10 protein-coding genes are annotated in these 13615 nt (G+C 59.6%); 5 read left to right on the forward strand and 5 right to left on the reverse strand.

The genetic code is table 11. The annotated features are described in order from the left end of the window. Nucleotides 1-182 precede the first annotated feature (182 nt). The 3 genes from mexE to AF70_RS05745 are packed head-to-tail and all read left to right on the forward strand — an operon-like array spanning nucleotide 183 to nucleotide 6049. Complete coding sequence (mexE, locus tag AF70_RS05735) at nucleotides 183-1436, forward strand: multidrug efflux RND transporter periplasmic adaptor subunit MexE (RefSeq protein ID WP_019579045.1); 1254 nt, start codon at nucleotides 183-185, stop codon at nucleotides 1434-1436. 15 nt (nucleotides 1437-1451) lie between these two features. Then, nucleotides 1452-4631 (forward strand): efflux RND transporter permease subunit, encoded by a 3180-nt coding sequence (locus AF70_RS05740; protein WP_028940543.1) that lies wholly within the window; start codon nucleotides 1452-1454, stop codon nucleotides 4629-4631. Next, the gene (locus AF70_RS05745; protein ID WP_019579047.1) at nucleotides 4628-6049 is read left to right on the forward strand and encodes an efflux transporter outer membrane subunit; all 1422 of its coding nucleotides are present in this window, start codon (nucleotides 4628-4630) and stop codon (nucleotides 6047-6049) included. The genes AF70_RS05740 and AF70_RS05745 overlap by 4 nt, the downstream gene beginning before the upstream one ends. A 235-nt stretch (nucleotides 6050-6284) precedes the next feature. Here the strand turns inward: AF70_RS05745 and AF70_RS05750 are convergent, their stop codons facing one another. The 3 genes from AF70_RS05750 to AF70_RS05760 are packed head-to-tail and all read right to left on the reverse strand — an operon-like array spanning nucleotide 6285 to nucleotide 9592. Continuing rightward, nucleotides 6285-7250, reverse strand: coding sequence for an HlyD family secretion protein (locus tag AF70_RS05750; protein WP_028940542.1), 966 nt, complete (start codon nucleotides 7248-7250; stop codon nucleotides 6285-6287). Nucleotides 7251-7254: 4 nt separating this feature from the next. Beyond that, the gene (locus AF70_RS05755) at nucleotides 7255-7455 is read right to left on the reverse strand and encodes a DUF1656 domain-containing protein (RefSeq protein WP_008026537.1); all 201 of its coding nucleotides are present in this window, start codon (nucleotides 7453-7455) and stop codon (nucleotides 7255-7257) included. After that, nucleotides 7445-9592, reverse strand: coding sequence for an FUSC family protein (locus tag AF70_RS05760; protein WP_019579049.1), 2148 nt, complete (start codon nucleotides 9590-9592; stop codon nucleotides 7445-7447). Before AF70_RS05760 ends, AF70_RS05755 begins: the two co-directional genes overlap by 11 nt. A gap of 199 nt (nucleotides 9593-9791) precedes the next feature. On the opposite strand from AF70_RS05760, the gene AF70_RS05765 reads away from it, so the two are divergent. Then, nucleotides 9792-10691, forward strand: coding sequence for a bestrophin family protein (locus AF70_RS05765; RefSeq protein WP_019579050.1), 900 nt, complete (start codon nucleotides 9792-9794; stop codon nucleotides 10689-10691). A 76-nt stretch (nucleotides 10692-10767) separates the two neighbouring features. Continuing rightward, nucleotides 10768-11823 carry a tetratricopeptide repeat protein gene (locus tag AF70_RS05770; protein ID WP_019579051.1) on the forward strand — a complete coding sequence of 352 codons (1056 nt, stop codon included), beginning with the start codon at nucleotides 10768-10770 and terminating at the stop codon, nucleotides 11821-11823. A gap of 85 nt (nucleotides 11824-11908) precedes the next feature. On the opposite strand, the gene AF70_RS05775 is transcribed toward AF70_RS05770, so the two are convergent. Together AF70_RS05775 and AF70_RS05780 are read right to left on the reverse strand one after the other, a co-directional pair. After that, nucleotides 11909-12286 carry a response regulator gene (locus AF70_RS05775; RefSeq protein WP_018926027.1) on the reverse strand — a complete coding sequence of 126 codons (378 nt, stop codon included), beginning with the start codon at nucleotides 12284-12286 and terminating at the stop codon, nucleotides 11909-11911. 44 nt (nucleotides 12287-12330) lie between these two features. Further along, complete coding sequence (locus tag AF70_RS05780) at nucleotides 12331-13545, reverse strand: hybrid sensor histidine kinase/response regulator (RefSeq protein ID WP_028940541.1); 1215 nt, start codon at nucleotides 13543-13545, stop codon at nucleotides 12331-12333. Between the last annotated feature and the right edge of the window lie 70 nt (nucleotides 13546-13615).

Consider the following 13615-nt stretch of genomic DNA (forward strand, 5'->3'; position numbering starts at 1 on the left):
CTCCACGCAACACACAATTGTCATCATTTCATTTGATAGCCCGCTAACGAAAGGTGCATGCTAGAGGGCTTGCTTCTGGCTTATATCATTCCGAATGATAGTTACCTTTGCCTCGTTCGATTCGTTTGATACCGCCCCGCCAAGCATTATCCGCCCATCTCAATACATTGGCGGATGCATCCATGGAACAGTCACTCAAACATTTGCGCTTCCCCTTGGCCCTGTTGGCCGTGATGGTGATGAGCGCCTGCGGCAAGACTCCGGACGCTGCCGCCACCATGCCCGCGGCCAAAGTCAGCGTGGCCAAGGTACTGGAGCAACCGGTCAACGAGTGGGACGAATTCACCGGGCGCCTGGAAGCGCCGGAAACGGTAGAGATTCGTCCACGGGTCTCCGGCCAGATCGATGACGTAACCTTCACCGAAGGCGCATTGGTCAAGAAAGGCGATCTGTTGTTCCAGATCGACCCGCGTCCGTTCCAGGCTGAGGTCCGCCGCCTCGAGGCCCTGGTGGCGCAAGCTCGCGCCACGGCTACCCGCAGTGAAAACGAAGCCCAGCGCGGTGAACGCCTGCGCACCAGCAACGCGATTTCCGCCGAACTCGCCGACTCGCGCACCAGTGCCGCTCAAGAGGCTCGCGCCGCCGTCGGTGCACTCCAGGCGCAACTGGACCTGGCCAAACTGAACCTGAGCTTCACCCGCGTGACGTCCCCAATCAGCGGTCGTGTCAGCCGTGCGGAAATCACCGCCGGCAACCTGGTGACCGCCGACACCACCGCCCTGACCAGCGTGGTGTCCACCGACAAGGTCTACGCCTACTTCGACGCCGACGAGCGTGTATTCCTCAAGTACAACCAGCTCGCCCGCCAGGGTCAACGCGGCGCCACCACCCCGGTTTACATGGGCCTGTCCAATGAAGACGGTAACCCGCACCAGGGCCAGATGAACTTCGTCGACAACCAGGTCAACCCGAAGACCGGCACCATCCGCGGTCGTGCGGTGTTCGACAACAGCGACGGCAGCTACACCCCGGGTCTTTATGCACGCCTGAAACTGGTGGGCAGCGGCACCTACTCCGCGGTGTTGATCAACGACGAAGCGGTCGGTACCGACCTGGGTAAAAAGTTCGTGCTGGTGATGGATGCCGACAACAAAACGGCTTATCGCCCCGTCGAGCTGGGTCCGAAAATCGAAGGTTTGCGCATCGTGCGCAGCGGCCTGAACAAAGACGACACCATCATCGTCAAGGGTTTGCAACGGGTTCGCCCTGGTTCGCCGGTCAGCCCTGAAGTGATCCCGATGGCCAGCAAGGAAACCCTCGCGGCTCTCGCTCAACAACGACAAGCGCTGGAAGCCAGCAACCTGCCCCAAGTCGCACCTGCCAAGGTCGCGCCGGGAACGGTTGTGAAGCTGGCTGCTGCGACTCCACGCGGTTAAGGGGCAATTACTCCGATGAATTTCTCCCAATTCTTCATTTCACGGCCGATCTTCGCAGCGGTACTGTCGCTGCTGATCCTGATCGCCGGCGCCATCTCGTTGTTCCAGTTGCCGATCAGCGAATACCCGGAAGTGGTGCCACCCACCGTGGTGGTCCGTGCCAACTTCCCGGGCGCCAACCCTAAAGTCATCGGTGAAACTGTGGCTGCTCCTCTGGAGCAAGCCATCACCGGCGTCGAGAACATGCTGTACATGTCCTCGCAATCCACCGCTGACGGCAAGATCACCCTGACCATCACCTTCGCCCTGGGCACCGACCTGGACAACGCGCAGGTGCAGGTGCAGAACCGCGTGACGCGTTCCGAGCCGAAACTTCCCGAGGAAGTGACGCGCATCGGTATCACCGTCGACAAGGCGTCGCCCGACCTAACCATGGTTGTGCACTTGACCTCGCCGGACAAACGCTACGACATGCTCTACCTGTCCAACTACGCCTTGCTCAACATCAAGGATGAGCTGGCGCGTCTGGGCGGTGTCGGTGATGTGCAGCTGTTCGGTATGGGCGATTACTCGCTGCGGGTGTGGCTCGATCCGAACAAGACCGCTTCGCGCAACCTGACCGCCACCGATGTGGTCACCGCGATTCGTGAACAGAACCGTCAAGTGGCGGCCGGTGCCCTGGGTGCTCCGCCTGCGCCGAATGCCACGGCATTCCAGTTGTCGGTCAACACTCAAGGCCGTCTGGTGTCCGAGGAAGAGTTCGAGAACATCATCATTCGCTCTGGCGAAAATGGTGAAATCACTCGCCTCAAAGACATCGCTCGCGTCGAACTCGGCTCCAGCCAATACGCCCTGCGCTCCTTGCTGAACAACCAGCCGGCGGTGGCGATCCCGATCTTCCAGCGCCCAGGCTCCAACGCGATCCAGATCTCCAACGACGTTCGGGCGAAAATGGCCGAGCTGAAGAAGAACTTCCCGGAAGGCATGGACTTCAGCATCGTCTATGACCCGACGATCTTCGTGCGCGGCTCCATCGAGGCGGTGGTTCACACCCTCTTCGAAGCGCTGATCCTGGTTGTGCTGGTGGTGATCCTGTTCCTGCAAACCTGGCGCGCTTCGATCATCCCGTTGGTGGCGGTGCCGGTTTCGCTGATCGGTACGTTTGCCGTGATGCACCTGTTCGGCTTCTCGTTGAACGCCCTGTCGCTGTTCGGACTGGTATTGGCCATCGGTATCGTGGTCGACGATGCGATTGTGGTGGTGGAGAACGTCGAGCGAAACATCGGGCTCGGACTCACTCCGGTAGAAGCCACCAAGCGTGCGATGCGTGAAGTGACCGGTCCGATCATCGCGACGGCGCTGGTGCTGTGTGCGGTGTTTATCCCGGCCGCGTTCATCTCCGGCTTGACCGGTCAGTTCTACAAACAATTCGCCCTGACGATTGCGATTTCGACCGTGATCTCGGCTTTCAACTCGCTGACCTTGTCGCCAGCACTGGCCGCCGTGTTGCTCAAAAGTCATGACGCGCCGAAGGACCGTTTCTCCAAGGTGCTGGACAAGATCTTCGGTGGCTGGCTGTTCCGTCCGTTCAACCGCTTCTTTGACAAGGCCAGCCATGGCTATGTCGGCACCGTGGGCCGGGTTATCCGCAGCAGCGGTATCGCCCTGCTGCTGTACGCAGGCTTGATGGTGCTGACCTTCTTCGGTTTCTCCAACACGCCGACCGGTTTCGTACCTGGCCAGGACAAGCAATACCTGGTGGCCTTCGCTCAACTGCCGGATGCCGCGAGCCTGGACCGTACCGAAGACGTGATCAAGCGCATGTCCGACCTGGCCCTGAAACAGCCTGGCGTGGAAAGCGCGGTGGCCTTCCCTGGCCTTTCGATCAACGGTTTTACCAACAGCCCTAACGCCGGCATCGTGTTCGTCACCCTGAAACCTTTCGACGAGCGTAAAGACCCGAGCATGTCCGCCGGTGCGATTGCCGGTGCGTTGAACGGCCAGTACGCCGGGATTCAGGAAGCCTACATGGCGATCTTCCCGCCACCGCCGGTACAAGGCCTGGGGACCATTGGTGGTTTCCGCCTGCAGATCGAAGACCGGGGCAACCTGGGCTATGACGAGCTGTACAAAGAAACCATGAACATCATCGCCAAGAGCCGCAGCGTGCCGGAACTGGCCGGTCTGTTCACCAGTTACACCGTGAACGTGCCGCAGGTCGATGCCGCCATCGACCGGGAAAAAGCCAAGACCCACGGCGTGGCCGTCAGCGACATCTTCGACACCCTGCAGATCTACTTGGGTTCGTTGTATGCCAACGACTTCAACCGCTTCGGTCGCACCTATCAGGTCAACGTTCAGGCTGAGCAACAGTTCCGCCTCGAGTCGGACCAGATCGGTCAGCTGAAAGTACGTAACAACCGTGGCGAGATGATCCCGCTGGCGACCTTCATCAAGGTCAGCGACACCTCGGGGCCAGACCGCGTGATGCACTACAACGGCTTCATCACCGCTGAAATCAACGGTGCGGCAGCCCCAGGCTACAGCTCCGGCCAGGCAGAGAAAGCCATCGAGAAACTGCTCAAGGATGAACTTCCGAACGGCATGACCTACGAGTGGACCGACCTGACCTACCAGCAGATTCTGTCCGGCAACACTGCGCTGTTCGTGTTCCCGCTCTGCGTACTGCTGGCGTTCCTGGTGCTCGCGGCTCAATACGAAAGCTGGAGCCTGCCACTGGCGGTGATCCTGATCGTACCGATGACCCTGCTGTCGGCCATTACCGGGGTGATTGCCTCGGGCGGCGACAACAACATCTTTACCCAGATCGGCTTGATCGTACTGGTGGGACTGGCCTGTAAGAACGCGATTCTGATCGTCGAGTTTGCCAAGGATAAGCAGGAAGAAGGTCTCGGCCCGCTGGCAGCGGTACTGGAAGCTTGCCGTCTGCGTCTGCGGCCGATCCTGATGACCTCCTTCGCGTTCATCATGGGTGTTGTGCCACTGGTCTTCTCCAGCGGCGCCGGTGCCGAAATGCGTCATGCCATGGGTGTGGCGGTGTTCTCCGGGATGCTCGGGGTGACCTTCTTCGGTCTGCTGCTGACGCCGGTGTTCTACGTACTGATTCGCAACTTTGTGGAACGCGGTGAAGCGCGCAAAGCGGCCAAAGCCCTGAAACTGGAGGCGCAACAATGAGCCTGAAAGCCTTCCTGCCGAGCCTGCTGGTACTGGCGCTGAGCGCCTGTGCCGTCGGCCCGGACTACAAGACCCCAGCCACCGAGGCGGCCAACATCACGGCCGCCACCGATGGCAGCGCCGGTCAGAAGAACTTTGACCGTGCCCGTTTCGAAGGCATCTGGTGGCAGCAATTCGACGATCCGACCCTCAACCAGTTGGTGAAGCAATCCTTGCAAGGCAACCGTGATTTGCGTGTGGCTTTTGCCCGCTGGAAAGCGGCCCGGGCGATTCGCGATGACGCCAGCAATGACGCCATGCCGACCATCACCAGCCGCGCGAGCAGCGATCTGGGCAAAGGGCAGATTCCCGGCCAGACCACTAAACGGGTCAACAGCGAACGCTATGACCTGGGCCTGGACATGGCCTGGGAACTGGACCTGTTCGGTCGCATCCAGCGCAACCTGGAATCCAGCGACGCTGAACAGCAAGCGGCCGAAGCCGATCTTTACCAACTGCAAGTCACCATGATTGCCGAACTGGTGGACGCCTATGGCCAACTGCGCGGCGCGCAACTGCGGGAAAAGATTGCCCTGGCCAACCTGAACAACCAGCAGGAGTCACGCAAGATCACCGAAAGCCTGCGTGACGCCGGTGTTGGCGATCAGCTGGACGTGGTTCGTGCCGATGCGCGCCTGGCGTCTGTCGAAGCCAGCGTGCCGCAACTGCAAGCCGAACAGGTTCGTCAGCGCAACCGCATCGCCACCCTGCTGGGTGAACGTCCAGACAAGCTGACCGTCGACCTCAGTCCAAAAGACTTGCCGGCGATCGCCAAGGCCCTGCCCATCGGTGATCCGGGTGAACTGCTGCAACGTCGTCCGGACATCCGCAGCGCCGAACGCAAATTGGCGGCTGCCACCGCGCGTATCGGCGTGGCCAAGGCTGATTTGTTCCCTCGGGTGAGCCTCAGCGGTTTTCTTGGCTGGACTGCCGGGCGCGGTTCGCAAATCGGCTCGTCGGCGGCCAATGCCTGGGCACTGGGCCCAAGCATTACCTGGGCGGCGTTCGACCTGGGCAGCGTGCGCGCCCGTTTGCGCGGCGCCGATGCTGAAGCCGAAGGCGCCCTGGCGACCTATGAGCAGCACGTATTGCTGGCACTGGAAGAGTCGGAAAATGCTTTCAGCGATTACGGCAAACGCCAGCAGCGCCTGATTTCGCTGATTCGTCAAAGCGAATCAAGCCGCGCCGCTGCGGACCTCGCCGAAATTCGCTACCGCGAAGGCACCGTGGACTTCCTCGTCCTGCTCGATGCTCAGCGTGAGCGTCTGGCAGCCGAAGACACCCAGGCCCAGGCCGAAGTCGATTTGTACCGCGGCATCGTCGCGATCTACAAAGCCCTCGGCGGCGGCTGGCAGCCAGAGACGGTCGCCAGTAAGTAATGCTTTAACGTGCCCCTTTGGTTGGCCGCAACCCAACCAAATTCTTTGCCCCGCGCCTCATTCGGTCGCGGGGCTTTTTTTTTGTCGGTATTTAATTCAACACATTCCCTGTGTGCGAGCCTTTGTGGCGAGGGGGCTTGCCCCCGTTGGGTCGCGAAGCGGCCCCAATCTACGACTGCTGCGCAGCCGAACGGGGGCAAGCCCCCTCGCCACGTAACCCCGTCCCCATATGGGGTTAGTGGGTTGCCTCGTTATCCCGGTTTTCCATGACAGTGACGGTGGCCGTGGTCCCGGCACGCAGGCTGTTTTTGGCGATATAGTCGGCGTCAATCTGAATCCGCACCGGCACCCGTTGTGCCAGTTTGACCCAGGTATAGCTGGGGTTGATGTTGGCCAGCAGGCGACTGCCGGGGGAGTTCTCGCGGTCGGCGATAGCAAAGGCAATGCTCTGCACCGTGCCGCCGAAGGTCTCGCCGCTCATCAACTCGATCCTGACCCGATCGCCCTCCTTGATTCGCGGCAGTTTTGTTTCTTCAAAATAGCCACTGATATAAAACGAATCGCTGTCCACCAGTGCCAACAGTGCACCCCCGGCAGCGGCGTAATCACCCTGACGAGTCAGCAGGTTGGTCACATAACCGCTGACAGGCGCTGCGACCCGTGTGCGCTGCAAGTCCAGTTCGGCCTGGGTCAGAGCGGCGATCGCCAACTGCACGTTGGCATGTGCCAGGCCCAGATTGGCCTGATTGCGCAAGAGTTCCGCCTGCGCCACAGCCACTTCGGTACTGGACTTTTCCCACTCTTCGCCGGAGATCGCGAAGCGCTGTTTAAGGGTTCGACGGCGCTGCTCTTCGCTTTGACGCTGGCGCAGCAGCGCTTCGCTGGAGACAATCGTCGCTTCGGACTGACCCAGCGTGGCTTTGGCAACTTCCACCGCACGCTTGGCATGCTCCACCGCCAGCGTATAGCGAGCCGGGTCGATCTCCAGCAGCAACTGGCCTTTCTCGACACGCTGGTTGTCTTGAACGCTCAGGCTGACGATCCGCCCCGAGACATCGGCGGACAACGTCACCACATCGGCGCGAACCCGTGCATCGCGAGTCCAGGGCGCGCGGGTGTAATGCTCCCAGGCGAACCAGCCGAGGATGACGGCCAGCACCACCACTGCAAGGGTCGCGAGTCGGGCAAGGATCGTCTTCAAGGCATCAGGCTCCCATCACCAGAATCAACGTTGCGCATACGCAGGCATACAATGCGCCTTCGAACAGCGCTTCATGCCAGACAAAACGCAACACCCCCAAGCGGCGCAAGGTCCAGTCCAACAGCAGAAAAATCGGCAAGGCCAGCAACAGGGCCTGGGCGATTGGCGGCAGATAGACGCCACCCACTTCCAGATCAATGGGCAAGGGCCGGCACTCCTTCCACGTCTGCGGGTTGAAAATATTTACGATGGCGCTCCAGAAACGACACCACGATCAACAACGCCACGCGCATCCTGAATACCGACCACAGGTGTTCATGAACGTCTAGATGCAAGTCGTCCATTTCATCGCCCAAGACATGCAAGCTTCCGAGCAACTGCACAAGGTCAACCCCGGGTCGCCCGGCGATCAATCGCCCTGTCTCTCGGACAGCCGCCAGCAAACGGTTCTGTTGTTGCGTACTCAACAACGTATTGCTCTGCCCCTGCTGCCTGAGCTGGTTCAAAGCCACCCCCAGTGCCATGCACCCGAGGCTGACTTCGAACAGCTCGCGGGAGTGCTTGTCGCTGGTTGCCGGCAATAGTCCCAACATCATGGTCAGGCGATCGACCATACGGCTTTCAAACGCAAATTGCTGTTCATCGGTGGCCGGCGTCTTCAACAAAGCGTAGACCTGCTCGCAGCTTTCATTGAACAGCCGGCGCATTCGTAAATCGGGCCTGAACGGGAAGATCAAGGCGTAAACACTGAGTGCCAGCGCGGCGGCGCTGATATACGCGCCGGCAAATTCAAACCACTGAATGGCAGAGTTTTGGCCGATTCCTGCGTTTTGCGGCCCCAGCAACAACATGGTCGTCAGTCCAAGACCAATGCCTGTGCCAGTGGTTGGCGGACTGGCCAACCCCACCGCGACCGCGTACAGCAATGGCGCAAACAACAAGGCGAGTAACTCGAAGTCACTGATCATCGGCATCAGCATGAACAGATAGAACGCCGACACCACCAAGGCCAGACCCAGCCCCCTGGCAAAGCTTTGACTGGCCAGCAATGGCCGCGGAAAAGTCGCCATCAGCGAACAGAGAATCCCCACTACAATCATCCCGCCACGGGCCCCATCCCAAGCAGTCTCGATCCAGATCAGCCCCGCTACCAGCAACGCAGTAAATGCCCGGATTGCGTTCATTGCTGCCAACGTGAAGTCCAGATGCAACGGATTGTCCTGGCCGCGGAACACGCAACTGGCTTCCCGTCCTTCCTGGATCGCGTCGCTCAGTTCCAGAATCTGCCCCAGTTGCTCCAACATCCGTGCCTGCTCCCAGCGCAGTGCCCAGGCCAATGAACGCAGCGTGGCAGGCATCGTCTCGGTGAGTTGTTCGGCCTTGTAGGCCTGGTCATCGAAACGCTGTTGCAGCGTCAAAAAATGATGCCGCGCCTCGGTCGACAATGAGCGACCTTGCACGGCCAGCTCATCAAGGAATGCCAGTTCCTCGCTGCGCAAACGCTGTATCTCTTCCGGCAGCGCGCCTTCCCAACGTTCGGTGAGTAATTGCCGCTGGTGACGCAAAGCCGTCAGCCGCGAAGTCAGCAGCACCAGTTGATTGCCAAGCAATTGCACCAGGCTATTGGCGCTGCGCAACCGTGGTGCATCGAAGTACAAATGTCTTCGCAGCCCTTCAAGGGCGCTGATCTCGCCCAACAGTTGCATTTGCCGCTTGTGGAAATCGGCCTCGCTTTCCTCGGTTCGAATCACCGCTGCCGCGTGAGTCGCGAGCAGTTTGATCACTTGATCGATCTTGGCGAAGTACCCCTTGGCCACCGCCTCCGGTCGCGCCGTCAGAAGGCTGACAACGCACACGCAGGCCACCGCCAACAGTGTTTCTGTCACGCGAGTGACGGCCAGCAGGAATGTACCCTCCTGATCGGGTTGCGCCAGCAGTGCCACCACCACCGCCGTGTAACCGCTCAGGACAAACGCCTGGGAACTGGTGTAGCGCAACAAAGTGCCGCCGGCGGTACACAGCGCCAACCACAAGGCCAGGGTGATGATGAAGGGCAGCGGCGCCTGGGGGAAAATGGCCATGATCAACACCGCGACTGCCGCGCCCAACGTGGTGCCGATGATCTGGCCGAAACTTCGGGCCAGGGCCATGCCGCCCAATGGCTGACTGACAATGATCACCGCCATGATCGACCACTTGGGCTGGTCGAGGTCGAACACAAAGGCCAGGTACAGCGTCAGCAGCCCCGCCACGATGGTTCTCAGGGCAAACAGCAGCACCTCGCGTCCGGGGTTGAGAATGGCCTTGAAGTATTGAAGCAACGGTTGCATGGGAGCGCTCATCGAGTGGTCTCCTGCAAGCGTAGTCATCGCGACGAATTTCTGTGTCGACAAAACCTGTAGGGCATTTCGCCAATGGTTACTCCCACCTTGATAGAGCCTGTCGATCATTTCGTCAGCCAAAGCGATTGGACAGGATCCCCCCATGCCCCTAGGCTGAAATCGCTGCGAAAGCATCACTCTCTCTATAAAGCCCCTGCCCATGATTGTGCGTCCCAAGCCGAATCTGCTCGGCATGTTGTTTTCCCTTAAAGGCTCGATTGCCAAGCGCATTGCCTTGCGCAGTCTGTTGGTGACCCTGCTGGCGTCGGTAATCGTGCTGGTGGAGATCTGGCACCCGGCGTATTTCTCCAAGGTCAACGCCACGCCGTTCACCCTGCTGGGTCTGTCGTTGTCGATCTTCATGAGTTTTCGCAACAATGCCTGCTACGACCGCTGGTGGGAGGGCCGCAAGCATCTGGGGCAGTTGATCATCGAAGTGCGATCGCTGATTCGTCAAACCCAGGGTCTGATGGTGGCGGCCGAACGTGAACTTATGCTGCGTGAACTCTGCGGGTTCGCCCATGGCCTGATCGCCCGCCTGCGCGTTGAAAACGAGATGAGAGCCATCAAACCGTGGACGCAGGATGCCGTGGACGCAGAGCATCCGAACATCACTGACGCGCTCTTGCAGCGGATCGGAGTCCGGTGCTCGGCCCTTGCCGAGCGCGGCCAGATCAGCGAATGGCGTTATACCCAACTGGAAACGCGATTGGTCAGCCTCAGTCAGGTCCAGGCCAGTTGCGAACGCATCAAAAGTACGCCGCTGCCCTTCCCCTACACCCTGTTGCTGCACCGCACCATCTACCTGTTCTGCATCCTGTTGCCGTTCGCCATGGCCGAACCTCTTGGCTGGCTGACACCGGTGATTACCGCCATTGTCAGCTACACCTTTTTCGGCCTCGACGAAATCGGCGACGATCTGGAGGACCCGTTCGGCTTCGATGAGAACGATCTGCCGTGCAATGCGATTTTGCGCACACTGGAGCGCGAAGTGCTGGCAGCGTTGGGGCAAACCGACTTGCCACCGGCCCTTGAGCCCGATGACTACGTGCTGAACTGAGCCAGGGTTTGACTCACAGCCCGGCCTGACCGAAGCTGGTGACTTTGTAAAAGCCTGTCAGCTCCCGGATCCCTGCATGCCTCAGTCCCGCCGCTATCTGCTCATCAGCCTCTGCGCACTGTTTGCCCTCGCCCTCGCCTGGTTTTTTTTGCGCAGCACGACGCCTGTGGTGCCGGAGGCAATTCGACGCGGCTACAGCGAAGCGCTGACCCAGGCACGCACGGGTCAACCGGGGGCGGCGCGGGTGCTTTACCAGCAATTGGGCCGCCCTGACCTGTCCGACAAGCGCCGCGTCTGGCTGCATGCCGAACTGCCCAACTACCCCAGCCCGCAAGCCTTGAAACTGGCGGATGCGGACCTGCAACATCCATCGGCGGATGTACGCATCGCGGCGATCAAAAGCATCAGCGGTTTAGTGCCCAATGGACAGCGAAGTCTGTTGCTCGGGCCCTTGCTCGATGACAGCGACCCAAGCGTTCGGTTTACGGCGGTCAACGCCTTGTTGGGGCTGTCCCCGGATGAGCTGGGGTTGTATTTCGGCCCCCTGGAGCAAGCCATTGACGCTTGGGAACAGGTCCTCAAGCAGCAGCCGGAAAGCGCCGACACCCAGTACCAACTGGCACGCCTGCATTTGCACAATGCCGAACTGAAGGACGCGCAGCAGGCATTGGAGCGCACGTTGCAACTGGCGCCCGGCAACTTGCCGGCACTGGTGATGCAGATTGACGTGCTGGATCGACTGGGCCAAAGCGATGCCGCCCAGCAATTGTTGGCGAAGCAGTTAAAGGCCCAGCCCGATTCGGCCTATCTGCAACATGCGTTGGGGCTCTGGTTGCTGCATCACGGGCAAAGTGAGTTCGCGTTGCTCGGGCTGTCCAAAGCCGTGGAGCTTGAACCCGACAATAAGGATTACCGCTACGACCTGGCCACCACGTTGCATGGCGAGCAAGAGCTGGAGGCCGCGCAGAAACAGCTGCAGGAAATCGTCCAGCGTCACCCGGCCGATCGCAAGGCGCGCGTGCTGTTGATCAACTATTGGAAGGAAAGCGGACAGTTGCAGAACGTACAGATCCTGTTGGCGCAGCTCGAGCAGCTCAATCCGGATGATCCGGCATTGCAGCAAGGGCTTTAATCAAGATCAAAAGATCGTCCGAACGCGGCCCGAGCCTTCGGCAGCTCCTAAAGGGGCGCCGTACGACACAACCGTCGACGCAGCTTCAGGAGAGCATGTCCTGCATGATCTGTTGCAACACATCCAGATCGAATGGCTTGGCCAGGATCGGTGCCTTGCGGGTGATCGGGCTGTCGGTCTCACGGATTTCCTGCGGGTAACCGCTGATGAAGATCACCTTGAGTTCCGGTCGCAACTTCACGGCAGGCTCGGCGATTTGCACGCCAGAAATCCCGCCAGGCAGGCGGAAGTCGGTGATCATCATGTCCAGGTTCGGTTTGCTCGCCAGGATCTCAAAGGCCTGCTCACCGTTTTCGGCTTGCAGTACCCGGTAACCTTCACCTGACAAATAAGCGGACAGCACCATCAAAATCGAAGGGTCATCTTCAACGATCAGTACCACGTCTTGTGCATCTTCACTCATGGAAAACCTTTGTTCGGTCAATAGCTGCTGATACGACCATGTGGTCAATCAGAGGTTGCGTTCATCGGGCTGTTTTCCTGCAGCGGCAGACAAACGCGAAACAAGGCGCCTTCGCCAATCCGGCTCTCGACGGTAATGGAGCCACCATGGGCGGCGACAATCTGCTGCGAAATAAACAACCCCAGGCCCAGCCCCGCCACCACGGCCCTGGTGGAAACCCGCTCGAACTGCTGAAAAATGCGCTGTTGATTCTCTACACCGATCCCGATACCGCGATCCTGAACCTCAACCCGCGCTTGCCCGTGGTGATTGTACACGCGAACGTCGATCGCGCTCTTGGCACCATAGCGCAACGCATTAGTCAGCAGATTGGAAATCACTTGTTCGATACGAAACTCGTCCCAGTCGCCCATCACGGGTTGGTCGGCGATCAAGCTGACTGACGACTCTGCGGCCTCAACCTGCGGTGCGAAGTTCTGCAAAAGATTGTGCACCAGTTGCACCAGGTCAAACCGACTGGGGCGGATAGACAGCTTGCCGGTGCGGATCCGCGACACATCAAGCATGTCTTCGATCAGGCGGATCAAGCTTTTGATCTGCCGCTCGTCGCGCTCGACCATGGCGTGCATTTTGTCCAGGGTGAACGCCGTGGCGTTATCCCGGGCCAGGTGCATTTTGCGCAACTGGGTTTCGAGGATCAGACCATTGAGCGGTGTACGGACTTCATGCGCAACGATGGACATGAAGTCATCGCGCATGCGCACCGCCTGCTTCAGTTCTTTCTGGGTGTTCTGCAACTGTTCGAGCAGCACCCCCTGTTCGCGGCGACTTTGCTCCAGGGCTTCGACCTGTTGCTTCATCGCCTTGCTCTGGCGATACAGATCGACGAAGACATTGACCTTGCTCTTGACCGCGTGAACATCCAGCGGCTTGTGCAGAAAGTCCACGGCTCCGCTTTCGTAGCCCTTGAATGCGTAGTTGAGATCACGGCCAGCGGCACTGACGAACACAATCGGGATGCTTTTGGTTTTTTCCGTGCCGCGCATCAACTCGGCCAACTCAAAGCCGTTCATGCCGGGCATCTGCACATCGAGAATGGCCAGCGCGAATTCGTGCTGCAACAACAGCGACAAGGCTTCATCGGCGGACAAGGCCTTGTAGACGATGAGGTCCTGCCGCTTGATCAACGCCTCAAGCGCCAGCAGGTTCTCCGGCAGGTCGTCGACGATCAGCAGTTTGGTCTGGATGTTACTTAGCATGGGATTCGTTCCCGCTCGACACGCAGACGGCCGAAGCACCGATCACGATAGCTTCTACACAAGGAATACC

It is taken from the genome of Pseudomonas sp. KD5 (genome assembly GCF_012932895.1).
In the GTDB taxonomy this organism is placed as follows: Bacteria; Pseudomonadota; Gammaproteobacteria; order Pseudomonadales; family Pseudomonadaceae; genus Aquipseudomonas.